This is a genomic window from Ktedonosporobacter rubrisoli, assembly GCF_004208415.1.
Taxonomy (GTDB): Bacteria; Chloroflexota; Ktedonobacteria; order Ktedonobacterales; family Ktedonobacteraceae; genus Ktedonosporobacter; species Ktedonosporobacter rubrisoli.
Window position 1 is genome coordinate 9880088 of record NZ_CP035758.1, and the last position, 24560, is coordinate 9904647.

General features: G+C 51.2%; 22 protein-coding genes. 12 read left to right on the top strand and 10 right to left on the bottom strand.

Annotated features, from left to right (window positions below; all coding sequences use genetic code 11):
• Positions 1 to 15: 15 nt before the first annotated feature.
• On the top strand, positions 16 to 246 hold the full coding sequence (locus tag EPA93_RS42330) for a hypothetical protein (protein WP_129893335.1): 231 nt from the start codon (positions 16 to 18) through the stop codon (positions 244 to 246).
• A gap of 561 nt (positions 247 to 807) precedes the next feature.
• Positions 808 to 1692, top strand: a complete 885-nt coding sequence (locus tag EPA93_RS42335) for an LLM class flavin-dependent oxidoreductase (RefSeq protein WP_129893336.1) — start codon at positions 808 to 810, stop codon at positions 1690 to 1692.
• 27 nt (positions 1693 to 1719) lie between these two features.
• On the opposite strand, the gene EPA93_RS42340 is transcribed toward EPA93_RS42335, so the two are convergent.
• Positions 1720 to 2574, bottom strand: a complete 855-nt coding sequence (locus EPA93_RS42340) for a hypothetical protein (RefSeq protein WP_129893337.1) — start codon at positions 2572 to 2574, stop codon at positions 1720 to 1722.
• A gap of 380 nt (positions 2575 to 2954) precedes the next feature.
• On the opposite strand from EPA93_RS42340, the gene EPA93_RS42345 reads away from it, so the two are divergent.
• The 4 genes from EPA93_RS42345 (at position 2955) to EPA93_RS42360 (ending at position 6366) form a co-directional block, all read left to right on the top strand.
• Positions 2955 to 3419: a globin domain-containing protein gene (locus EPA93_RS42345; RefSeq protein WP_129893338.1), complete on the top strand. Its 465-nt coding sequence runs from the start codon at positions 2955 to 2957 to the stop codon at positions 3417 to 3419.
• A gap of 99 nt (positions 3420 to 3518) precedes the next feature.
• Positions 3519 to 4010, top strand: a complete 492-nt coding sequence (locus tag EPA93_RS42350) for a CoA-binding protein (RefSeq protein WP_207229345.1) — start codon at positions 3519 to 3521, stop codon at positions 4008 to 4010.
• Positions 4011 to 4028: 18 nt separating this feature from the next.
• Positions 4029 to 5567 (top strand): xylulokinase, encoded by a 1539-nt coding sequence (gene xylB / locus EPA93_RS42355; RefSeq protein ID WP_129893339.1) that lies wholly within the window; start codon positions 4029 to 4031, stop codon positions 5565 to 5567.
• Between the two features lie 115 nt (positions 5568 to 5682).
• A complete protein-coding gene (locus EPA93_RS42360; RefSeq protein ID WP_165423762.1) occupies positions 5683 to 6366 on the top strand; it encodes a thiaminase II/PqqC family protein in 684 nt (227 codons plus the stop codon).
• Positions 6367 to 6434: 68 nt separating this feature from the next.
• On the opposite strand, the gene EPA93_RS42365 is transcribed toward EPA93_RS42360, so the two are convergent.
• The 7 genes from EPA93_RS42365 to EPA93_RS42395 form a co-directional block, all read right to left on the bottom strand.
• Entirely contained in the window at positions 6435 to 6935 is a 501-nt protein-coding gene (locus tag EPA93_RS42365; RefSeq protein WP_129893341.1) for a nucleotidyltransferase domain-containing protein, read from the bottom strand.
• 63 nt (positions 6936 to 6998) lie between these two features.
• Positions 6999 to 7838, bottom strand: coding sequence for an ABC transporter ATP-binding protein (locus tag EPA93_RS42370; protein WP_207229346.1), 840 nt, complete (start codon positions 7836 to 7838; stop codon positions 6999 to 7001).
• Between the two features lie 2 nt (positions 7839 to 7840).
• Positions 7841 to 8908, bottom strand: a complete 1068-nt coding sequence (locus EPA93_RS42375) for a FecCD family ABC transporter permease (RefSeq protein WP_129893342.1) — start codon at positions 8906 to 8908, stop codon at positions 7841 to 7843.
• Positions 8909 to 8952: 44 nt separating this feature from the next.
• Positions 8953 to 9993: an ABC transporter substrate-binding protein gene (locus EPA93_RS42380; RefSeq protein WP_165423763.1), complete on the bottom strand. Its 1041-nt coding sequence runs from the start codon at positions 9991 to 9993 to the stop codon at positions 8953 to 8955.
• A gap of 140 nt (positions 9994 to 10133) precedes the next feature.
• A complete protein-coding gene (locus EPA93_RS42385) occupies positions 10134 to 10778 on the bottom strand; it encodes a DJ-1/PfpI family protein (RefSeq protein WP_129893344.1) in 645 nt (214 codons plus the stop codon).
• 290 nt (positions 10779 to 11068) lie between these two features.
• Entirely contained in the window at positions 11069 to 11485 is a 417-nt protein-coding gene (locus EPA93_RS42390) for a nitroreductase family deazaflavin-dependent oxidoreductase (RefSeq protein WP_165423764.1), read from the bottom strand.
• 152 nt (positions 11486 to 11637) lie between these two features.
• On the bottom strand, positions 11638 to 12384 hold the full coding sequence (locus EPA93_RS42395) for an endonuclease III domain-containing protein (RefSeq protein WP_129893346.1): 747 nt from the start codon (positions 12382 to 12384) through the stop codon (positions 11638 to 11640).
• Positions 12385 to 12529: 145 nt separating this feature from the next.
• On the opposite strand from EPA93_RS42395, the gene EPA93_RS42400 reads away from it, so the two are divergent.
• The 3 genes from EPA93_RS42400 to EPA93_RS42410 all read left to right on the top strand — a co-directional run bounded on the left by EPA93_RS42400 (position 12530) and on the right by EPA93_RS42410 (position 15919).
• Positions 12530 to 13486, top strand: coding sequence for a GNAT family N-acetyltransferase (locus tag EPA93_RS42400; protein WP_129893347.1), 957 nt, complete (start codon positions 12530 to 12532; stop codon positions 13484 to 13486).
• Positions 13487 to 13786: 300 nt separating this feature from the next.
• Positions 13787 to 14803, top strand: coding sequence for a helix-turn-helix transcriptional regulator (locus EPA93_RS42405; RefSeq protein ID WP_129893348.1), 1017 nt, complete (start codon positions 13787 to 13789; stop codon positions 14801 to 14803).
• Between the two features lie 279 nt (positions 14804 to 15082).
• Positions 15083 to 15919, top strand: a complete 837-nt coding sequence (locus EPA93_RS42410) for a hypothetical protein (protein ID WP_129893349.1) — start codon at positions 15083 to 15085, stop codon at positions 15917 to 15919.
• A gap of 139 nt (positions 15920 to 16058) precedes the next feature.
• Here the strand turns inward: EPA93_RS42410 and EPA93_RS42415 are convergent, their stop codons facing one another.
• Positions 16059 to 17384 carry an MFS transporter gene (locus EPA93_RS42415; protein WP_129893350.1) on the bottom strand — a complete coding sequence of 442 codons (1326 nt, stop codon included), beginning with the start codon at positions 17382 to 17384 and terminating at the stop codon, positions 16059 to 16061.
• Positions 17385 to 17937: 553 nt separating this feature from the next.
• On the opposite strand from EPA93_RS42415, the gene EPA93_RS42420 reads away from it, so the two are divergent.
• The gene (locus EPA93_RS42420; protein WP_129893351.1) at positions 17938 to 20277 is read left to right on the top strand and encodes a xanthine dehydrogenase family protein molybdopterin-binding subunit; all 2340 of its coding nucleotides are present in this window, start codon (positions 17938 to 17940) and stop codon (positions 20275 to 20277) included.
• Between the two features lie 366 nt (positions 20278 to 20643).
• Positions 20644 to 21690, top strand: a complete 1047-nt coding sequence (locus tag EPA93_RS42425; protein WP_129893352.1) for a HEAT repeat domain-containing protein — start codon at positions 20644 to 20646, stop codon at positions 21688 to 21690.
• A gap of 111 nt (positions 21691 to 21801) precedes the next feature.
• Here EPA93_RS42425 and EPA93_RS42430 read toward each other — a convergent pair whose 3' ends face one another.
• Positions 21802 to 22980: an NAD(P)/FAD-dependent oxidoreductase gene (locus EPA93_RS42430; RefSeq protein WP_129893353.1), complete on the bottom strand. Its 1179-nt coding sequence runs from the start codon at positions 22978 to 22980 to the stop codon at positions 21802 to 21804.
• Positions 22981 to 23281: 301 nt separating this feature from the next.
• Between EPA93_RS42430 and moeB the strand changes: the two genes are divergently transcribed.
• On the top strand, positions 23282 to 24469 hold the full coding sequence (gene moeB, locus EPA93_RS42435; protein WP_129893354.1) for a molybdopterin-synthase adenylyltransferase MoeB: 1188 nt from the start codon (positions 23282 to 23284) through the stop codon (positions 24467 to 24469).
• Positions 24470 to 24560: the final 91 nt, after the last annotated feature.

Consider the following 24560-nt stretch of genomic DNA (forward strand, 5'->3'; position numbering starts at 1 on the left):
AGGAGGGAACCGATTATGGATGCTATTATCGGCAGATATCGGGCGCGTATGGAGGACAATGGGCTGGTCATCAGACATGCATCAGGCATTAGTTTTGATCTTACCATTGATGAGACTCTCGGACTTCTCGACTTTATAAACGCTTATCGGCAAACCTTGCTTATTATGCAACGTGACGCTGATACTCAGCGGGATACTGATCCTGAGATAGAGCGCATTGTTCTTGAGCGAGAGGATAATCAGTAGGCTCCTGGCGTAACTGGATCGCTGTTTTGTGGATAAAGTCGTTCTTGCGCCCAGGCATACCATTTAATCGTTCACCCGATGAAAGAATATACGCATGTTGAATGACTGGTAATTCTCAATCGGTTTGGTAGATGTAGATAGTCTACTTCCTCAAGAGAATGGGGTTCTTGCAAGGAATTTTCCCGTTCTTATTTCCCAGCGCGGAGGGGAGGTTTTCCGTTAATGATTTTCCTCCCCTTGTTATGGCGCGTTCGTGTGTTTTTGTCCTCAAATTGCCAGTTTGGAGCTGGACAATAGTCGTTGTGCTCAGGCCCGTAGCTGGCTGGCAATTCATCTATTAATCTATACTGGCCTGCTCACCCTCCTCCTCAGCGCTTTCAGCTTTCTGCCAATGATGGTATTGCACGTTGAACCTAAGCGCACGGAGACATGTCAAAGATCTAGCCTCTCCTAGCGTGCTACCAGGGGAATGTGTAGACTGTTATCAGATATCCTGGTTTTTGAGATATCATGAGCAGTACCTTCGTGCGATGATTTGGTTACTTATCAGGAGGTATACCAGTGGCTACTATCGATTTCGGACTGATGCTCAGGCCCCATGATGCAGGTCATTCTATGCAGGATGTCATTGCGTATAATCAGCGTTGCATTCAGGCCTTGAAGGCGGGCTTTACAACGCTCTGGCTGGAGGATCATTTGCAGGTGGGGGAGGCCGATTCGCTGGAATGTCTCTCGACGCTGAGTTATCTAGCTGCCTCTCACCCCCAGTTTAAGGTGGGTATGCTGGTTTTAGCACAGTCTTATCGCAATCCAGCGCTGGTAGCTAAGATGCTGGCCAATCTACAGGCCCTATCTGAGGGTCGCGTTGTTCTTGGTATAGGTGCGGGCTGGAAAGAGGATGAGTATGTTTCATATGGCTATCCTTTTCCGGCGAATAAAAAACGCCTGGACCAGTTAGAAGAGGCAGTTCAGGTAATCAGGGCTTTGTGGACAACGTTCCCGGCAAGCTTTGAGGGGCAATACTATCAGGTGCGCGATGCCTATTGTGCTCCTCAGCCAAAGCCGATGATCCCTATTTTGATTGGGGGCGGCGGTGAAAAGCGTACACTGGCTCTTGTCGCCAGTTATGCGGATTGGTGGAATTTCAATTCTTGCCCGCTAGAGGTATATGCGCATAAGCTTGCGGTACTCAAGCAACATTGTGAGCGTATAGGGCGTGATCCTTCAGAAATTAAGCTTACTTATTTAAGTACTATGAGTGTCTCGGAAGATCCGGCAAAGGTTGTACGGCATCCACAAAAGCATTATATTGCTGGTAATGCTGCCGAGGTGACGCGCGAGTTGGAGCAGTTTCGTCAGTTAGGCGTTACGCATTTTATATTCCGTGTGCCCGAGCTGGCTTCGCTTGAGCAGTTTGTTGAACATGTCGCACCAAATTTCCTATAGCCATATAGGCTGGGCTTCCATTGCTCATCAGGAGATGCGCCAGAAGGCCAGGTGGCGTATTTTGGAATAATAGAGGCGTAATACGGCCGATAGGGAGTCGGCAATGCTCATCCTTGTATTGATGGCGTAGATGTGGCGCGCTCCCCAGTACAGGCTATGGCGATTGTCTTGCGGGGTAAGGGGATCGCTGCCGCTACGAAAGCGGTTGAGCATCTCAATTTGTTGATCTATCCTGCTCTCTGTATCGATAAGTAGGACCGCAATTTCGGGATTAAAGTCTGCAGCGCGCCGTAAAAACAATTTAATGTCAGTCTCGCTGATCTGGTTGGGGCTACCCGATTTGCACTCAACCATCACACGGATGCTATCGACAAACGCCACAACGTCAAGGTCTCCTCCATCGGCGACATCTTTGATCGCCACGCTATGGCGCGCCGGCACTTGGAGCCAGGTGCGGAACCACTCCGCAACATACCATTCTAAGGTCGGGCCTATATTATCTATGTCTTTATAGCGAGGGCTTTTGAGCCAGCCATCGTCCTCTTGAAGAATCAGGCCATGCTTTGTCATAAAGCTAAGATATTTGTTAAGCTTGGTCTCGCTACCACATATGCGGCTCAGCTCCTCATGTCCGCAACGTTTATGGAAGAAGATATGGCGTAGGAGCTTGCGAAAGGTGCTATCGCCAAATGCTTCGTAGAAGGTGGCCTCATGAGATTGGGCGCCGTTTGAGAGATCTTGTTGGTAGATCCTGATCACCTTGGGATCTGTATGTACAGGCTTATGGCGAATCAATTGCCATCCTTGCCTGCGCAGCATAATTTCGAAGTCGTCTTGCTGAGCGGCCTGCTCTCTGGCTATATCTTGTGCTGTCGTCTTCAATGTTTGCTACCTATCTGACTGCATGTTATTTATGCCTGTTACGCCGGAAAAATAAATCTCTGCAAATAGATCTTTGTTTTATAGCCAAAAAGAGTATGAAGATGTTCTCATGTTGAGATATGTTCCATTCGAGTATACCACATCTTGCCCTATGTACAGGCTTGTAGGCTGGGAGGCATAGCATTTCCCTCGATATACCCTTGTGCTGCTCCGAGAATGAGATACAATTAAGGAAAAGCGCAGGGCAAAAAGGCTCGGACTGTTGTATCTTCAAGTGAGCTGTCGAATATGTGGATTGGCAGGAGGGGGAAAGCTGTCTAGCTGATCTTTGCTCGCTTCGTTGTGAGGATACTGAACTGAAGAAGGATAAATTTATACTGATGGATAAAGTTTTATTGAAGGAAAGTTTTGAGCGCATTTCCCGCCAGAAAGAAGCGTTTGCCGCCACCTTTTATCAGCGCTTGCAGGAAAAATGTCCTCATCTTCTCCCCTTCTTTGCGAATGTGGATATAAAACGTCAGCAAACCTCACTCATGGCTACTCTGGCTGTCCTGGTGAGAGGTATTGAGCAGGGCGATGATCTCAGCCCTATATTCCGTAAGCTTGGACGCGTGCATCATGAACGGCATATCCGAGCAGAGCATTATCCAGATTTTGGCAGTACGCTAATGGAGACACTGGCACAATTTGATCCCGAGTGGACGCGTGAGCATCGTGAGGCGTGGGCGGCCGCTTTAGATCAATGCGTAAGGGGAATGATGGAGAGCTACGATCCAGGAGCAACTGTGTATAGGGTACAGATTAGTGGAGTCAGGACGCGCAGAGATTCTTTGCCAGTTTCTTGAGTCGCTGTGTTCTATGTAGAAGTGCTGTATGCAGATATCCGGGTGGTGTGATACGATGAGTTCAGTTTTTGCGTAAAGTAGCCTGAGAGGAAGTGCTCAATGACCGTGCAGAACACCTCTATACCTGATATGTATGAGCGTCTGAAGCTCTTGCAACGTTATCGCCATATTGCGATTGTGGGCATCTCGGCCGATCAGTATCGCCCCAGCCATTTTGTGGCTATCTACTTGCAGGCTGAGGGCTATGATATTGTGCTGGTAAACCCGCGTTATGCTGGTAGTACTCTGCTTGGCAAGCGTGTGTATGCCTCTTTGACTGAAGCGAAGGAGGCCGGAGAGCAGATCGAGATTGTTGATGTATTCCGCAAGGCGCAGGATACCTTGCCCATTGCCCAGGAAGCTATCAAGATTGGGGCTAAAGCTGTCTGGCTGCAGTTGGGCATTCGCAATGATGGCGTGGGCAAGGTTGTGCAGGATGCTGGCCTGCTCTTCATCCAAGATAGGTGCATTAAGATGGAGCATGCAAGGTTTTTCGGTGGCTTACATACGGTTGGGCTAAATACTGGCGTGATTCTATCGCGCAAGCTGTAAGAAAAGGTCCTGTAATCTATGCAAACCTTACTCGGCATTGATCTCGGTACAACCGGCGTCAAAGCTGCACTCTTCGCTGTTGAAGATGGCCGGGTTTTAGCCGACGCCTTTATTGATTATCCTCTGTTTCATCCCCAACCTGGCTGGGCTGAGCAACGTCCTTCTGATTGGTGGCAGGCGACAGTTACAGCTATTCGTGCCTGCCTCGATGCGGCATCTAAGCAAGGAATTCAGCCCTCTGAAGTAAAAGGTTTGGGTCTCTCTGGACAAATGCATGGTGTCGTCCTGCTCGATGCGGCGCAGCAGGTGTTGCGCCCTTGTATTATCTGGGCTGACCAGCGCAGCGAGGCTCAGAGCCGCTGGATAACCGAGAAGATTGGCGCCGAGCAGCTCATTGCGTATGTGAGCAATCCGGCCCTGACAGGTTTCTCCGCTCCTAAGCTGCTCTGGATACGCGATAATGAGCCAGAGATATTTGCCAGAGCGCGTAAGTTGCTGTTACCTAAAGATTATATTCGCTATTTGCTTACAGGGGTGCAGGCCATGGAGATTTCCGATGCGGCTGGCACCTGTTTGCTTGATGTAAAGCGGGGAGCGTGGTCGCAGGAAGTTTTGCAGGCCCTCGATATTAATCCCGAGCTTTTGCCGCCTGTTGTGCCAGCTGATGCGGCGAGCGGTACGATTACGGCCGAAGTCGCGTCGCTGACGGGCTTGCCGGTCGGAACGCCTGTGGCGGGCGGCGGAGCTGATAATGCTTGTGGCGCGGTCGGCAATGGCGTGGTAAAGCCAGGCCTGGCTCTTGTCTCGATTGGTACAAGCGGTATTGTCCTGGCTTATGCTAGCAGTCCGCAGGTCGATAGATCCGGTCCAGTGCCGCGCGTGCATACCTTTAATCATGCGGTTAGGGATGCCTGGTATCTCATGGGAGTCACACAAGGAGCTGGCCTGTCCCTGCGCTGGGTGCGCGATAATATTGGTTTGCCCGAACGCGCGCTGGAACGCTGGACAGGAGTGGATGCCTATGATCATCTCACGAAGGAGGCTGAGAGCGTTCCGCCAGGCAGCGAAGGCCTGATATTTTTACCTTATCTCCAGGGCGAGCGCACTCCTCATCTCGATGCTTATGCGCGTGGTGGCTGGCTTGGGCTGACGGCCAGCCATGACCGCCGTCATCTTGTGCGTGCCGTGCTAGAAGGTGTTGCCTTTAGCTTGAAGGATTGCTTTGCGATTATTCGCGAGCAGGGGCTACAGTTGGATCAGATGCGTGCTACCGGTGGAGGCGCAAAAAGCGCTCTCTGGCGCCAGATTATCGCTGATGTGCTTGGTACTGAACTTGTGTTGACGAATGCAACCGAGGGGCCGGCTTTCGGGGCAGCTTTGCTCGCTGGCGTGGCAGGCGGCGTTTACACATCGGTGGTGGAAGCGTGTGAGCAGACCGTGCGGGTCGTTGAGCGAACAGAGCCCGATGTAGAGCATGCCGAGGCCTATGCTCAGGCGTATGAGACATATCGTGCTCTCTATCCAGCCTTGAAGCCGATTATGCGTCGCCCGGCTTAAGCAGCTGTGGAGAAGGGATAGCGCCAATGTCCATCTCGCCTTTGACCTTTGTGGATCTCTTCAAATAGAAGCCTTGCAGCTTTTGGCAGATGAGAGATTAGAAGAGAGGCTGTTAGTGAGTTTTGCTGATACTCTGTTGACTGAAGATCTGGAACCATTGCGTCAACGTCTGCTCTATCATCCTTTATGGATAGGGATAGAGAACGGAACGCTGGAAGTGGAGCGGCTGCGTATCTTCGCTTTGCAGGATTGGTGGTTAGTGCGCGAGGCATATCGCCTGGATGCTCTGGCTATTGCCGCAGCCCCTGATCTTGAAGTGCAGGAATTGCTATTGAGTAAGCTTGTTCCCAAGGTTGGGGGCTATAAATTACTCTTACGCTTTGGCGAGGCACTGGGCTTAGCTCAGGCGGATTTTGCTGCAGTTGAGCCGCTGGCGGGCTGTATGGCTCTGACCAACTTTTTCTACTGGATGCTGGCTTATGGCTCCCCAGGCGAGAAACTGGCCTCGGTAAGTGCCAGCGAAGATATCTTTATTCAAATATGTGCGCGTGTTGGTCCAGCCTTGATGCGGAATTATGGCTTAAATCAGGATCAGGTAGAATTTTTCTCTGCCCATGACGTTCTGGAAGCCTATGTTTCGCCTGTGGATCAGGCTTTACTGGCGCGCTTTGATACGCCTGAGGAGCGCCAGCGCATTACGCGTGCCGTGCGCTTGAGCCATGAGTTCGAACTGCTGTTTTATGATACTGTGTTGAGTGTGGTCATAGAAAAGCCTGCTCCTTCTAGCTCTCAAGGGTGAAGGGACTGGAGAACAGTTTGCTCAGCGACAGATAGAAATAGGCGCTCTCCACAATCCGGAGGGCGCTCTCATTGATATGGCTTGTGCAGCGTAATGCCAAAGTGAGTACGTAATAATTGCATATCGTGCCAATCATCCTCATCCGGCTCGTATCCGTAATGGCAGTCGGCCTGGACTTCGGGCGAAATGCAACTTACAACCTGTCCATCGATTGTGCCCCGGGTCGTAAAGCCCTGTGCTGCATAACTAAATGCCTGGCCATCCGGCAGTTGCTGTATGCCGGCTCCGTTACGATCAAAGGTGACCGGGTGAAAATCTATCTGGCGCGTGTTATGATCCTGAAAAACAATTCTGTTGGGAAGCTCATCCTCTTGCGCTGCAAAGCCTTTTAGCGCAAGCGCTTGCTGAGCTTGCTCAACCTGCTTCAGATTAATGACAAGATCCAGGTCGGAGTGCGTGCGTGTTTGCCTGCCGATAAGGGCATCAATACCCCAGCCACCATCTAGCCAGACTTTAATACCTGCCTGCTCAAGTATATTTAGTATCTCAAGTACATCGCGATTGCGCATGTCTGTTCTCCTCTCCTCTACTTGCTAGAGGAAGTATAACATGCATGTCTCGTCAAACTTCCTCTAGCACACGCCCTCAGTAGCATGTAGAGGGACAAAAGAAAGCTGTAGGCATCCCGTAAGCGGGTGTCTTCCCGTAACCGCGTGAACATGAAAAACTTGCTTGATAATCTCTGGTGTCAGGGCTTGCTCTGGTGTTCCTTCAGCGATGATTTCTCCTTGCGCGAGAACGTAGAGGCGCTGGCAGTAGGCCGCGGCAAGGTTGAGATCGTGGAGCGTAAGCAGAGTGGTAATCCCAATAGTGTGCACGAGCTCAAGAAGCTCAAGCTGGTGTTGGATATCAAGGTGATTGGTTGGTTCATCAAGGATGAAGAGTTGAGGCTGCTGGGCCAGGGCCCGTGCGACCAGGACGCGCTGTTTCTCACCGCCTGAGAGCGTGGCGTAGCTACGTGCCGAGAAGCTGAGCATTTGCACTCGTTCTAAGGCCTGCGTCACGATCTCTTCGTCGTCCTGGTTATCTCTAGCCAGCATGCCTTTATGTGGGATGCGCCCCATCTTTACAATCTCGCGCACGGTAAACTCAAAATCGTGTGGCGACTCCTGTACGACCACGCCTGTGCGCCGGGCTGACTCGCGTGCGCTTAACTTCCATACATCATCTGTATTAAGCAAGATCTGGCCTGCGCGAGGGCGTAATATGCGATAGACCGTACGCAGTAAAGTCGATTTGCCGCTCCCATTAGGTCCAATCAAGCCAACGAGCTCACCGGGCTTAACGTGCATATTCACAGCTTTCACGATGCGCCGGCCTGCCAATTCGGCGCTAACATTTCTGGCCTCCAGGTGCATTGATGTTGCAGTGAGATCCCGTTGCTTGTCACTTCTGTTAGCTAATCGCTGCATGTTTATATGTCACCTTTCTGCGCGGATTTGTCGCGGCGGCTGAGTAACCAGAGAAAAAAAGGGCCGCCAAGTATAGCCGTCATAATTCCTACTGGGAGCTCCTGTGGTGCGATAAGCAAGCGCCCGAGCAAGTCGACAAGGATAAGATAGAGAGCTCCACCTAGCGCCACAAGAGGTAAAAGACGACGATGATTAGCTCCTACAAAAAAGCGGATGATATGTGGAAGCATGAGCCCTACAAAACCAATTGCCCCGCTTACAGAGACTGCAATTCCTACGAGTAAGGAAGTCAACACAAAAAGTTGGAGGCGAAAGCGGGGCAGGTTAATGCCCAATGCCGTTGCGCTCTCTTCGCCCATCAGCAGGGCATTGAGCTGACGTGCCTGTAGAATAAGGAGCAGGGTGATCAGAAAGAGCAAGAGCGCTGGCAGACCAAGATCAGACCAGGTAGCAGTAGCTAGCGAGCCAGCAAGCCAGTATAGTACACCGGCGACACCTCCGCCCGGCCGGCTTGAGATCAGGACAAGGTAACTCGTCACGGCTTGCAATGTATAACCAAGGGCAATTCCGGCTAGCAGTAAGCGCATGGGTACGACGCGGCCTCCCTGTTGGGCTAGCAGGTATACCAGCAGCATAGTAATAAGGGCTCCTGCAAAGGCGGAGGCCTGAAATGAGAGGCCGATAAGAAGGGTGGGTCCCAATGTCAGGACAGCAACCGCGCCTACCGATGCCCCTGAAGAGATGCCGAAGATGTAGGGATCAGCAAGCGGATTGCGTACCAGAGCCTGTAAGGTGGTGCCGCTGACAGCCAGAGCAGCGCCTACAATTCCTGCTAGCAACACACGGGGTAGGCGAAAGGTCCAGACGATGCTATCTTCTGTCGGATCGATAGCTTGCCAGGCCAGCTTCCCTTGCGAAAGGTGGCTGACGAGAATATTGCAGACGTGCTGAAACGAGAGCGAGGCAGCACCTGTCGCAACGGAAAGGATAATCGCTCCCACCAGAGCGAGGCCTAGCCCGCTCAGAAGGAGCCAGAAATAGTAAGTAGAACGTGCGCTGTCAGTTCGCATATGCTCCATATGTTGTGATGCTTGCCTGGATTTAGCTGAGATACTCATGCGAAAACCTCTGGATGCAAAGTATGCGCCAGCGTTTCTACGGTATTTGGCATAAAAAGCCCTATATCCCACTGGTTGGCCTCAATGGTGATAGTTCGGTGCTGCCTGGAAGCCGGGATATTTGGATATGTTGTGAACAAGTATGAGGTAAGTCTTGCCGCGTCAGCATCCTTGTAATGGATAAGCACATATACCTCGGGCTTTTGGATAGCCAGAGCCTCCTGGCTTATTGAAGGATAGGTTTGATTCTGGGCCGCAAAAAGATTATTTCCCCCGGCCAGGCGCAATATATCGGTGTAGATACCAGCGCCGATGAATGTAAAGGGTGGTTGCATCTGGGTAGCGGAGAAATCTGGCATGGCGATAACGGGGGTAAGAGGACGATGCGCAAGGCGCTTCTGTATGGCTTCAACGCGCGCTCGCATGGAGTTGACAAGCGTCTGGGCTCGGGCTTCAATGCTAAAGATGCGTCCGATATTGAGAATATCCTCATAGACGCTAGTGGCCTGCACATGGATAGAGTCTGGCGCACATTCGCCGCTCATGCCATAAATCTGGGCTCCTATAGCATTAAATTGCTCCTGGGTAACTGAGCCATAAGAGGCGAGAAAGTCGCCGGCAGGATAGGCAGAGAAGACAAAATCGGCATGCAAGCTTAGCACTTTTTCCTTGGGCGGGACTGTTAGCATGCTGCCTCCAAGGTCATTGAGATGTTTATACTGGGCGTCAAACTCAGGTTGGGGCTGATACACCGATCCAAAGTAAATACCGACGATATGTTTCTCTAAACCTAACTTGAGCAGGATGTCGGTAGTAGTTTGATAGGTTGAGATGACCCGCTCTGGCGGTTTAGTAAAGATAAGTGTATGGCCACAATTCTGTAGAGTGACAGGTTTATAGGTGCCAGGCTCTGGAGGGGCTGACTGCTTAGAATTCGGTTGAGGTATGCCACAGGCTGCCAACTGTAAAGTGAGCAGGGCGAGAAAGATAGATACTATAGTATGTAGAAAATGTTGTCTGGACCTTGATATATCCATAATAGTTTTCCTGTTTGTATTCATAACATCTCCTCGCCGCTTCATGAAAATGATATGAAGTCCTCACCATCTAGCAGGGAGATAGCTGCTTTTATGGTCCGCGGCTGGATCTGAGATGAACAGTTTTCGGCACAGCGGGTTTAGCGTCGTTTGCCTTCACGCAATAAACTCTGGGCCTTTTCGATGATAGCTTGCGTTGTTTTATGGGGCGCTCCTGAAGCAAAAGGTGGCTGAGGATCGTATTCAAGGGCAAGCTGTATAGCCTGCGCTGTCTCGGTATCGGTTAGCTGGCTGGCGAGGAAGAGGGCCATATCGATACCAGCCGAGACGCCAGCAGCCGTGACAATTTTGCCATCCTGGACATAGCGCTCTGCAATGTAGGTTGCTCCATAGTTGGACTCAAGAAAGGGCCCGGCACTCCAATAGGTAGTAGCGCGTTTGCCTTTTAATAATCCTGCCGCTCCTAGAACCATTGCGCCCGTACATACAGAGGTGGTCCAGCGTGAAGTAGCATAGGCTGATCGTACCCAGTCGAGAATTTGTTGATTTTGGGCGGCGGCAATTGTGCCCGTGTTTCCACCCGGGATAAGCAGGACATCAGGCTGCGGAACTTCTGTAAGCGTGGCCTCTGCCATCAAGGCTAGGGCGTTGGTGTCGGTGCGAATTGGCCCGTTGCTTTCCGCCACAAAACTGATAGTTGCGTTGGGAACACAGCTCAAAACTTCGTAAGGACCTATTGCATCAAGGGCGGTCAGGCCGTCGTAAAGAAGAATGACTATCTGCACGTCATCATCTCCTGTTGTATCGAATTAACTCAACTAAGCTCGTTGTGTCATGGTAATATGCACTGGTAGTATAGCTGGAGGAAAAGCGCGTAGTCCATTAGGAGAAGTTCCTATTTTTATCTGTAGGGTGTTGGATGAAGCGACCTTATGTAAGGACTACAGCAAAGACTTGAGGAAAGAAAGACTCCACCGGTCCTCAACCTGAGAGATAGCGATATTGTATGGCAAAGGAGGATTGGAGGCCTGGCCCCCAACCTTTTGCATCCTCACCATTGCAATGCGGATAGTGCTTACGAGTTTGTTTGCCTTTCAAGCAGGAAAACGGGGATTATGCGCTCAGTTTTCTTTTGATACTCGGCATAGTTTGGATATACAGCCACAGCCTTCGTAAAGGCCCGCTCGCGCTCCTCACCGCTTAGCAGCCTGGCGGTTGCTGTGAATGTTTCTTTTCCATCCTCAACGGTGATCTCGGGATTGGCGACCAGGTTGTGATACCACACGGGATTTTTTTCGGCGCCTCCTTTGGAACCAACTGCAAGGTAGCTATTCCCATAGGGAACCGCCATCAGAGGGTAGATATGCGGCTGTCCTGTTTTGGCACCTTTGATCGTAAGAAGGATTAAAGGACCCCAGCCCTTTACTTTGCCACCATTTGCACGAAATTCTTCAATTACGGGATTATTAAATTCATTCCAATCGCGACTCATTATCTTGCGTTTCTCCTCTTGGAAATAGAGCTAGAATTTGTTCTATATGGGCTCGTTTCTCTGCTCGGCTGCTTCTTTGAAGCATCTGAAGGGGCGCAGCAGAAAAATGTTGTATAGACTAAAACACTGGCCTGGGCTCTGCTTATTCCAGCTTATTTCTGCATTCCTGGTTGAACTACAGTTTTATAGTAATTGCAGAGATCGGTAATGACACATTTCTTGCAGCGGGGGCGTTCAAATACGCACACGCGCTGGCCATGGCGCAACAGCGCTTTATGGAAGTCATAAATGCTACGTGAATCTTGTGGCAAGAGCGCTTGCAAAAGGGAATGGGCTGCGTCGGCCGAAACCTTCTTGCCAATCAAGCCCAGGCGCCCCGAGACGCGATGAACGTGCACGTCGACTGGAAGTAAAGGAAGCTTGCAGCTAAAAAGTAGCACACAGGCAGTTGTTTTCGGTCCCACCCCTTCGAAGCGATTTAGCCATGTTGCCGCTTCATTGACGGGAAGCTCACATAAAAAATTGAGATCAAGATTTCCCCGCTCCTCAGTAATCTGCCGCATAACGGCTTGAAGGCGGGGCACCTTTACTTCGGGCCAGTTCACATTAGCAATTGCTGCCTGCACCTGGTCGGTTGGGGCATCGCGCACGCCTTCCCATGAACCGAAAACTTCGAGCAGGTTAGCGTATGCTGCCGCTGTCTGCTCATCTCTGGTGCGATGAGAGAGTAGAATATCTACTAACTGGCTCATGGGATCTTTGGGCGAGAAAGGCAGTTCTCCATAGGCTTCAGTTAAGCGCTCTGTCACTTCTGCCGCTTTAGCCTTGAGAGCCTCGATATCTGTTGATGGGTAGCCATAGTCAGCAGGATTACGCACGCGCTTAGCAGGTTCTTTCACATCTTCCTCCTATTTTATAGGATACACGATGGTAATACGGGTTTGTTGAGAGAAGCGTTACACAGATACCAATATTTTATTATGGGCAAGATGCACATAGTATAACTGGTCACGACAAATTTTATGAGGAGTAAGAGCGCAAATTATGCAGGAGATAAGATGGCGAATCCGGCTGTATATAGCCGCAACGGATGCGAGTGCGGTGTTTCTGCTCTGGCAGGCAGCGCTTGGGGAGCTTTGGCCCATTGACTTTGAGCGCTTCCAACAAATTCTGGCAGCGCCCTTTGCTCAGCACTTTGTGGCCTGGGAGAATGGAGAGGCTATTGGCTTTGTGGCCACCTCACAAAGCGAGAGATGGGGAAAGAGAAGCGGCCACCTTTTGGCTTTGATGGTTACTCCCTCCCATCAAGGCCAGGGACTTGGCCTCGCCCTGCACGAGAAGGCTCTGACGTATCTATATGAAGCGAGCCTAAACAGCATAGAGCTAGCCTGGGTTTCGCCATGCTTCTGGTGGGGCATCCCTATAAATCTTCCCCACGCCCTGGCCTTTTTCCAGGCCCAAGGCTGGAAGATTCGAGAGACAGTTTATGATCTGACGCGCGATTTAAGCCATTACACCGTGCCCTCTCATATTTATCAGCGCCTCTCTGACCAGCAAATAAGCCTGGCCCAGGCAAACCCGAAGGATGCGCAAGCCATCTTGAACTTTGTTGACTATGAGTGTGCTGATAGACTGTCGAACTATCAATATCTGCTTAATCTTGGCGACTACCAGGATATCTTGCTGGCACGAACGCAGGATGGAATTGTGGTGGGGGCGCTTCTGTTATCCACGCCGCAATCGCATCCGGCACGCATGGATGTAGTCTGGCGCGCCACGCTTGGGTGGAATACTGGCTCAATAGATGCGCTAAGCGTCGCCGGCTATGCTCAGGGACGTGGCATTGGTACCGCTCTGCTTGCCCGAGCCTGCGAACTGCTTAAAGAGCGAGGCGTATATAACAGCTATATCGGCTGGGTATGGCCCTCCGATGCCGGCTTCTACGCCAGGCTGGGTTATCGGAAGTGGCGCGTTTATGAAATGAGTTCGCGCAGGCTCTAATTATGCCTCGCCATCATGCTATGTGCGCCGGCGATAGATCTGGGCATCTAGCTACATATGCCAGCCTCTTACTGAGCGCAAGTTCTATAACCCAGGATGACCTGTCTGTAATAGGTTATGTAAACTATCAATGATAGATTGGGCAATCGTTTCAGGCTGCAGCCTGAGCCAGAAAGCGTTAGAAGCATCCAGAATAAGAAAGTGCAATATAGCTATTTGACGTTACTACGTTTCTCTGCTATTATAAATAATTGGTGACATTTGTATCGCTTCTGTTACAGCCAAGGTAAGGGGGAGGCAATGTCGGAGTTATCTTCTTGGCGAGAATTGCTGGGGCAAATCGCTAGCAGTTCTGCTGACCGAGAGCGTCTTGCTAATGAAATAGGCGTCCGTCCCATTACGCTCAATCGCTGGATTACGGGTGAATCGGTGCCCCGCCCTCATAATGTGCGCCAATTGGTGCAAGCGTTGCCCAAGCAGCATCGTTCACGCTTCCTTGAGTTGTTGGGCGAAGAGCAAGACCTTGCTTCGGATCAGTTACCAACTGATCCACCAGCTGAGATTGCGTATCAATTTATTATGCAGGTTCTGGATGTTCTGGCTACCTCTCCAGATACGCTCCGCTTCTGGACCGTCAGCCGTTTGATCATCCAGCATGCACTCAGGAGACTTGATCCTGAGCGAGTCGGGATGGCGATTACTGTGGTGAGATGTATGCCACCGTCTTCTGTAGGAGGAAAAATCCGCAGTCTGCGTGAATGCCTTGGACAAGGGACCCCACCCTGGGAAGCAGATCTGGAGACTAAAAGTATGTTTCTTGGGGCAGAATCCCTTGCAGGCTATGTTGTATCGACCTGCTATCCGCGCGCCGTCCAGGATCTGGCGGCCGAGACAACTCTTGTTCCGGCTCGGAGGACAGAGAATGAGGTGAGCGCTATGGCTTCTCCTATTCTCTATGCCAATCGCGTCGCCGGTTGCTTGCTTTTTTCAAGCACGCAGCCTAACTATTTTCTCTCGCAAAATCGACTTTCTCTTATTCATGGTTATACTCGTTTAGCTACTTTAGCTTTTGATCCCTCCGAGTTCTATCCACCCGAAAAAATTGAACTTTATATGATGCCCTCTCCTGCTCAGCAGCAGCAGCATTTAGCTACCTTCAGGCAGCGCGTCCACACCATTATGACCGAGGCTTTGAATACGCATCGCCTGTTGAATAACATGCAAGCAGAGCAGATGGCATGGCAGCAAGTCGAAGAAGAGCTTATCCGCATTTTCCACCAATCTAATTTCTCAGAGGATCAAGGATCAACTTTCTAGGCAGCGAAATAGGTGGCTTTCGTTGTCACGACCCTGACGAGCGGAGATTTTCAGGTGGAGGAGGATCAGGCTTTCTCACAAGCGATGGATCTCGCAAAAGCGTATCTGTTGCTTGTGAGCTCCATTTCTTACAGGATATTGTATGAAAGACAAGTTAAGCGCGTAGATATCTGTGCATATTGCTTCAAGCTTGCTGATGGTCCCATGAAAACGTCTACTCATACTGGCTTCCGCACGTGTTACTACAGAGGCGTTCCTATTATGAAAGGCGGATCTACTATGGCAACAGCAGTAATTCCCAGGATGCAGCATATAATACAGCAGAAGCTTGAAGCTTTTGAGCGCTTGCGGACAGAATTTGAGGCGAGTTTTCAATTCGTTGCAGACGTACATGGTCAGAAGCGTTTTTCTACATTCCCCGTGTTCGATATAGTACGGTATTTGCATGCGCTCTGGATATGCGAGCGTAAAGGAAGCTTGCTTAGCGTTCCCAGAACTGTGAAAGCTTATGAGGGCGAGCGCTGCTTAAAGCTTCTCCGCAGCTGGCAAGGAGATGGCAATACGGCAGATGTGATAGCTTTTCTTGATCGTAAATTAGACATGCTGCCTTTATCTGGTATTACTCAGCAGTTGCAAGATGCCAGGCGCACTGCTCGTAATGAATCCTTGACCAATCGCCTGGCCCACGGGCGCATGATCCTGCTGAATCGGGGCATGAATCTGCTGCAAGCTCTTGACGCTATCTTTGCGCTCTCCGAAGAAGAGCTGCTTAAAGAGGTGAGAGCGGCTTGTGAGCAGTATGGACATTTGCCGGCTCAGATAACACATCAATTGGAAGAGATGGATTCACCTCTCTATGCTTATGTGCCCCACCCGGTGCTTGCTCAGCAGAATATGGAGATAATGAATAAGCTGGGTGTCAACGTTACCGCGCTGCCAGCTGATCGCCCGGGAATGCGTACCTGGAGAGTAGCAGCCGCTAAAGAGCCTCTGGGACCTTATGCTGAACAGGTGATTGCTGGCTATCTTCCTTTGATAGCGCCTTTTTATAATGATATCCGGGCATCGCGTTTTGTGGATCGCCCCGAGCGCAGCGCCTCGGGCATGATTGTATAGCCTGGCTGGTCACTGCTAAAGAATGCCCCTGAGTTGATCAACCCAGGGGCATAGTGCATTTCAAAGAAGAGAAGCGCTGCTAACAGATCCAGGGATACGTACAGGTGGCTAACTGGCTCTGCGCTTTATCCATGTCTTGTTATGCTTGAGCCTCCTCCGGCTGGCTACTTGTGCCACCTTCCACAGTGCTGCTATGCATGAAGTCGATACCTCGGGCCTCTTTGCCAATCGCGGCAAAGATAATCACCGCCAGAAAAGCTCCCAATGAAAAGATGGCCAGGGCAATCCCAAAGTTTGGCGTCTTGGCTGTTCCCAGGTTCTGGGCCAGCGCGGTTTCGCCAAAGACGATGTAGGCGGCGAAGAGATTTCCTAGCTGGTAAGCAAAGCCGGGGAAGGTGCCGCGAACATCTGTGGGGGAAAGTTCGTTGAGGTGAACTGGAATGATGCCCCAGGCGCCCTGAACCATGAATTGGAGCAAAAATGCTCCGACTGCGATGGTGACGAGTACGCTTATGCCGGGGATGCGTAGCAGGCCCGACCAGAGAGGGATCATGATGAGCCCGATGATGCAAGCAATGATGATTGTTCGTCGTCGCCCCCAGTACTGCGAATAGTAGCCAAATAGCGTTCCTCCAATAATTGCGCCAATATTCGAGATGATGGTGATGGTGCTGGTGGCGCTTACCCCGAGCTTAAGCTGAGCCTGCAGGAAGGTCGGCAGGTTATCTTGCGTGCCGTGCGAGAGGCTATTGAAGGCGGTCATAAGCACTATAAGATAGATGAAAAGAATCGGATGAGATTTGATCGCATTCCATATGCCCTGCCATAAGCTGACTCCCTTTTCGCGCAAGAGCGTCTGATGGTGTTCCCAGACCGGAGATTCGGGGACACGTGCGCGGATGAATACTACCAGCAAGGCAGGCAGTACGCCAATGATAAACATGATACGCCAGCTGGCTGTAGGTGCGATGGTAAAGACGACGAAATAGGCAATTGCGCCAAGCAAATAACCAAAGGCGTAGCCTTGCTGCAATATGCCTGAGAAAAGGCCCCGGGCCTCGGTTGGCAGAGACTCCATGGCCAATGAGGCACCTAAGCCCCATTCTCCGCCCATGGCAATGCCAAAGATAATACGCAGGATAAGGAAAACTATGTAGTTGGGCGAGAAGGCCGTAAGCAATTCAATGATGGAGTAGAGAATAATGTCGATCATCAGCGGGGTACGCCGCCCAAAGCGTTCTGCTAATAGACCAAATATAAGGGCTCCCAGGGGACGCATCATCAGGGTAAGGGTGAGAGTGAGCGCAACTGCTGGTAATTGGACGTTAAAATCTTTAGCTATGCGCAGGGTGACAAAAGTCAGTAGAAAATAGTCGAAAGCGTCCAGCGTCCAGCCGAGGAAACTTGCAGTGAAGGTGTTGCGTTGATCACGGTTAAGCGATCGTACGATGCTCCATACATTCATCAATGATAACTCCTCTCACAGACGAAACGAGCTTCGTGGCCCGCACGTGTGTGAAAAAATAACTCCGCTGTTACTGTTCAGGTGCATGATACTTTGTGAGCATCTTGAGGCGCGATGGTGTTACAAAATATCACTTGGTAGTTATTATACACAAGAAATGGCCTTTTTGCTGTGCCTATGAATTTGTGATAAGTTAATGGGGAGTTAGATCTGGGGTGATATATTTATCTTTTGCTAGATATTGTAGAGTTTAAAGGAGCATAGCTGCTATTAGCGCCAAAGAAGAGCAAGATTCCTGTCTTTCCTGACAAGTGGGGAGAATTTGTGATACACTTTCCACACAATCTAAGTTAGAAGCCTGAGGATTGAAGCGAATAGCAAATGTAATCTCAACAGACGCCGCAAGCGTTATATTGATGACAATGGATATATTGGCCATTGCCTTGACCTACTCAGCTTGAAGAAACAATTGGTTAGACGTCCTGGTAGCTATTGAACTTGTCGTGACAATAACTACCGCAAGAAACAGCAGATTACTGGAGTAGTATTTTTTATGACACAAACCGTTGACTCAGCGAGGCAACAGCCTGGAGTTGGCAAAGCTACGCGCCGCCAGGATGGATCTGATAAGATAACGGGTCGAACTCGCTATGCTGGTGATCTCCCTTTTCCTGGTTTATTGCATGCTCGGCTTGTGCTCAGCCCTTATGCACACGCGCGCATTCTCAATATTGATACTGCGGCAGCGCTAGCTCTGCCAGGCGTGGTTGCAGTGTTTACCAGCAAGAATCTGGGCATGGCGAATGCGAATAGTCCTTCGCGCTCGCAGGCTCCTCTTGCACAAAATGAGGTGTATTGGTGTGGGCATCCTGTAGCTGTGGTAATAGGGGAAACAGAAGCTGCAGCTGAAGATGGCGTTGCTGCTGTTGACGTGGATTATGAGCCCTTACCGGTGGTCGTGGATCCGCTTGCCGCCTTACTGCCCTCGTCGCCGCCTGCTCGTTCTCGCAGCGAGGAGGAAGTTTCTACGATCGCTGGTGGAGGTGCACACGCGGCAGTTTCTGAAGGCGACAGCGATGAGGAAGAGGACAAGGAAGAGCTCTCGCAAAATGTAAGCGATAAGGTGCATATACGTAGCGGAGATATTGAAGCAGGCCTGCGCGAAGCCGATGTGGTAATTGAGCGCACATACACTACAAGCTTTGTTCATCAGTCCTATCTTGAGCCGCAATCCATTACTGTTGTGCCCAGCCCTTCGGGCCATCAGCTTACCGCCTGGCCCAGCACGCAGGCTATGTTAGGCGCGCGTTCGGATATTTCCAGGGCCCTGAATCTGGCGGAGCGGCAAGTGCGCGTAGAGTCGGTTCCTATTGGGGGAGCCTTTGGTGGCAAGTTTGGCCTTTCAGAGCCGCTAGGGGCTGCGGTGGCCTATAAATTGCGCAAGCCTGTGCGCCTTGTCTATACGCGTCAGGAAGATTTGCTGGCGGGCAATCCGGCGCCTCAATCTGTCATCACGCTCAAGCTCGGCGCCAAGCGGGATGGTACGCTGGTTGCGATGCAAGGAAAGATGATCTTCGATTCCGGGGCCTATCCGGGAGCATCTGCGGGCCTGGGAGGCCATATCCTTACCAGCACATATCGTTGCCCAAATATTGATTTGCGCTGCTACGAGGTATTAACCAATAAGGTAAGCGTGGGAGCTTATCGCGCGCCTAATGCGCCACAGAGCACGTTTGCCCTGGAATCAGCGGTTGGTGAACTTTGCCAGGCGCTGCAGATGGATTCCATTGAGTTTCGCAAGAAAAATGCGCTTAAAGAGGGCGATGCGACGCTCAATCCTCACAGCCCTCAATGGCCGCGCATTGGCATCATCGACTGCCTGGAAGAAATCGAAAAGCATCCTTTATGGGCTGAGCGAGGTGCGCAAAAAGCGGTTCCTGCAGAGTTAGAGGGCTGGAAGATTGGCGTGGGCGTGGCAGTTGGTGGCTGGCCCGGTGGTACTGAGCCGGCAGCCGCCGCCTGTCGGCTGGAGAGCGATGGCTCGATTACGCTAGTGGTTGGCTCTGTCGATCTCACCGGCTCCGATACATCGCTGGCCTTGATTGCTTCCGATGTACTTGGCGTATCTTCAGATACGGTGGAAGTAGCGCATGGAAATACTGATACGATGCCCTATAGCGGAGGAACTGGCGGAAGCAAAACGATATATACGATGGGCGCCGCTGTTCTCTCGGCTGCGCGCGATGCCCGAGAGCAGATCTTAAAGGTTGCTAGCGATATGTTGGAAGCTTCAGTCGATGATCTGGAAATTGAGGATGGCAATGTCGCGGTAAGAGGAGTTCCGGGCAAGAGCGTCACTTTGCGCCAGATAGCTGAGGCCTCAATGCGCTTTGCCGGTCAGTTTGAGCCGATTTATGGACGTGGCCGCTCTGCCAATAGCACGACTTCACCCATGTATGCAGCCCATATAGCAAAAGTAGCTGTTGATCCTGCTACTGGAGAAGTACGCGTCCTTGATTATGTGGCGGCCCAGGATGTCGGTCGCGCGATCAACCCGGCGGAAGTTGAGGGACAGATTTATGGTGGGGTAACTCAGGGTATTGGCTGGGCGCTACTGGAGGGCTTTGTCTATGACGAGGAGGGACAGATGCTCACCTCCACGTTTATGGACTATGCGGTTCCACATAGTGAAGACGTGCCTAATATTACGCCCATACTTGTTGAGATTCCGGCGCCACTTGGCCCTTATGGCGCTAAAGGCGTTGGTGAGCCCCCTGTAGTGCCGGTCGGTGCTGCGATTGCCAATGCTATTGATGACGCCGTTGGCGCTCGGGTGACCCAGTTGCCGATCAGGCCAGAACGCTTATTCAATGCCCTTAATGGCAAGCAATAACTAATAAATCTTCCACGACGGAGAGAAAGGTAGAGTTGGATGCATCCAGCTCTACCTTTTTTTGTTTGTTACCTTGCCATGAGAGGTGATAGCAATTCAGATCTGATATATTGCCGAGTACAATGAAGAATAAATTATGAATTTCTAAATGTGATATACTATAACTGTTCTCTTCTATGCATATAGAACTTCTGCACGGTCTATCCTGTGTTTATGCTCATGTATAAGTAAATGTGCTTGTAGTATATCAACTAAGTTCTGTTCCCGGCAGAACGCCTATGAAGATTGTTACAAGCTCGCTCCATAGCGGATCTACAATCGCTGGATTGTCTATGGGACAAAGCATTGTAAAGGAGTGTATGGACTATGACGCTCTTTGATCCTTTACCGGATACAAATACTGCTGCTTCTTCGACACCGGCTGATCAACCCCTTATTGATCAGGCTCCCCCTGTAGGCATGACGCCACCAACGCTACTTGCCAGAGAGGCGGCTGAAGGTCGCCGTGGGGCTGCCTGGCGACTCTTGCACGGGATCATGGCCAATGATCCAGAGGCGGTAACTTCGGTTGCTGCACTGGATGATGACCGCCTTGCGCATCATCTATTAGAATTCATTGCGCTAGGGACCTGGGCCGGCAAACCTTTTGTGCTTCCAGGCCCTCTCCGTTCGGCCTATGCTAGAACAAGCCTGCGAACGCTTTTCTTACCTGGCTCTGGTATGCCTTCAGGACGGGCTGAACATGTTCTGCAAGCAGCTGCACATGACGCGCGTCCGGCAATGAGGGAAAATGCGATCCATATTCTTGGCCTTATTGGCGATATTACTACTACTCCGACCCTCATTGAGGCACTCAACGATTCCACCCAGAGCGTTCGCCTTCAGGCTGCCAAGGCTTTAGGGCGCGTAGGGAATCCCGCTGCTGTTCCTGCCTTGCTGCGCACTTTACGTGATGCTGATGAGCAGCTGGGAAGCCAGATTTTCTCTACATTAGTGCACCTGGGTTCTCCAGCGGTGCCGGCTTTGATTAGAGAGAGTACAAGCGGCTCTGCCTGGATACGCTGGCATTGCGTGCGGGCACTGGGAGAGATTTGCGATTATCGTGCCCTGCCAGTGCTTGTTAGGGCTTTGCATGATAGTGACCACTCGGTAGCCTGGATGGCAGCCAAAAGCCTGGCTCGATACGGCAAGATGTGCCTGAAGCCAGTATTACATGTGCTAATAGATACGGAAATGACCCCCTGGTTGGTAGAGACAGCTTCATATGTGCTTCATGATCTCTATGTGCGTGATGCCAAGCTCAAACCCTATCTGCTGCCGGTTATCCAGAGTATGCATGGCGTCGCTTATCGCATTGCTACCCCGCAGGCGGCTGGCAAAGCTCTGAATGCGCTGGATGAAGCAGGCCTATGAAAGAATTCCCTGAGCATGGCGCATCGCGTAAAGCATGTCAGGAAAGATGATAACCAGAGTCACAGCCTCTGTTGCGACTCTGGTCATGCGCTCATTTACTTTATTGCTGAATCATCCCATAACACCGCCAGAGGCGTAGCGTGGCTGAATCTGCTTGCCTTGAGCAAAACGCTCAAAGGCAAAGGGCTGCATGTCTGTGGGAGCCTGATCTGTGGTGATAAGCTGGGCCATCCACTTGCCAATAGTAGGGGAGAGCTTAAAGCCGTGGCCGCTAAAGCCAGCTGCACAATAGAGCCCCTTGTACGCATTGAGCGGTCCCAGGATGGGATGATAGTCAGGCGTATCGTCATAGAGTCCGGCCCAGCCGCCGCGTATGGCAGCTCTGGCCAGCTCGGGAAATTCCTTGGCTCCCATGCTAGATAAATAACCAATCTCTTCTTGGGAAAGCGCCAGGGCATAGTGATCGGGCTCGCTAGCGGTAAGGATGTTGGCGGTTGAGCCAACCAGGGTTGTTCCTCCCACCTCTGGACGCAAATAGATATTGTGGGCCATATCGATGCATACGGAATGCATATCTGTTTGGCGAACCTCTTGTGGCCTGCGTAAAGCAACCATAGGATGGCGGGTAGCGGTGATTGGCAGGGCAATATGGATGGCCTGGGCCAGCGCCACGCTCCACACATTTGCGGCCAGGACAACGATAGGAGCTGAAATGTTGCCCTGCTTCGTTTCTACGCCAGTCACGCGATCATGCTGCGTAAGGATGCGCGTGACTTTCATCCCTTCATAGATAGTGGCTCCGTGTTCACGAGCGCGCCGGGCAAAGCACTGAGTAGTTGCCATTGAATCGGCTATACCTGCATCAGCTTCATAGCAAGCAAGAAAGATGCCCTCGTCGCTGTAGCCGGGGGCAACCGAACTAATCTCGTTAGGGCTAATGAGTCTGGTATTAACTCCCTGGCGTTGTTGTAACTCCACGTTGGCTTGCAGTAACGAGGCGCCTTGTTCATCGGTTGTGACGAGCATACCGGTTTTCACAAAGCCACAATTGCCCCCGATGCGCTCATCAAAATGCTCGAAGACGGCAAGACTTTCTCGGGCCATGCGAATAGTAAAGTCGTTGGCGTAATGCTGGCGCACAATGGCTCCCGAGTGGCCAGTAGTGCCAGTGCCAATCCCGCGTCTTTCGATGAGCGCTACATGACTTCCGCCTTGCCGAGCCAGGTGATAGGCAATGCTGGCTCCGATAACGCCGCCCCCAATAATGATGATCTCCGCCGTATCTTTCATAGTATCCTCCTGGAATGATGGGATGAGCCGACGCGATGGTCTGTTTTGAGCGTAACAGCAGGTTAGCGAAATTGCAAGAGCCCATAGCCTTGCGCCGAGTCTTGCCAGGTTCTCTACCTTAGCTGTTCTTTAGGAATAATCTAGCTATCTGCTAATGTTTTTATTGCATAGAAACACTGGATAATCGGTCCTCGTTTATTAACTCAGCGTTCCTTGACAAGCAAAAAACGTACATGGTACTCTTTTGTTAGATATTTGGGAACTAACTTGATTTACTTAGTCAACAATGAGGTGATCTGACATGGGTGAAGCATCCCGCGATATTATGCGGCGAGCTCGTCAGCAGGTACCTGAGTGGACACCTGTTCAGGTACATGACCAACTTGCTCGTGAGCATGCTGCTGGAGGTAGGGAAGAGGATGTTGTCCTGGTAGACGTACGCGAGAAGTACGAATGGAACGATGGGTACATTCCAGGTGCCATACATGTTCCTCGTGGCTTCCTTGAACTGCAGATAGAAGAGGCTATCCCTGATAAGTCACAAACAGTCGTGCTGTATTGTGCCGGTGGGGTGCGCTCCCTGATGGCTGGTCAAACGCTGCAGCAGATGGGCTACAAGAATGTCATATCGATGTCTGGTGGCTTTGGTCAGTGGAAGGGCAACGGCTATGAGTTTGCTGCGCCGCGTGTGATGAGCGAAGCCCAGTCCAAACGCTATAGCCGCCATTTGCTCATTCCAGAAGTGGGCGAGCAGGGCCAGTTCAAGCTCCTTGATTCAAAGGTGCTGCTGGTTGGCGCTGGTGCTTTGGGCTCTCCTACCGCTTATTATCTGGCCGCAGCCGGGATAGGAACGCTTGGCATCATCGATGCTGACGTGGTAGAAGAAAGCAATCTGCAGCGCCAGATTATTCACAATACTGAGCGTATCGGCGAGTATAAAGCCGAATCCGCCCGCCAGACAATTAACGCCCTTAATCCTGATATCAATGTTATTACGTATATTGAACGCTTGGATGAGACAAACGTCAGGCGAATTATTGCCGATTACGATCTTATTATCGATGGCACAGACAATTTTCCCACGCGCTACTTGCTCAACGATGCTTCAATCATTGAGAATAAGCCCGTGATCCACGGTAGCGTCTTCCGTTTTGAGGGCCAGGTGACCGTCTTCAAGCCTCATGATGGACCGTGCTATCGCTGCGTCTATCCGGAGCCACCTCCTCCCGCCCTGGCGCCAAGTTGTGCCGAGGCTGGCGTGCTAGGAGTCTTGCCAGGCACGATTGGCTTGCTACAGGCTACCGAAGCAATTAAGTTGTTGCTTGGCATCGGAGAACCGCTGGTGGGCCGTCTCCTGACCTACGATGCCCTCGCCTCTGAATTTAATGAGCTGCGACTGTATCGTGATCCTAAGTGCCCGGCATGTGGAGAGAACGCCCATCCGGAAGATCTGCCGACGTATGCCGACGTGTGTGCAATTCCGGCCTAAGGCATATCAGGGGTGTTTCTAGAGAGCATCCCTGCTATTTTGCAGGATAATAAGATCTTGCAGCTTTTGCTAGCTGAATATAATTGCTTTT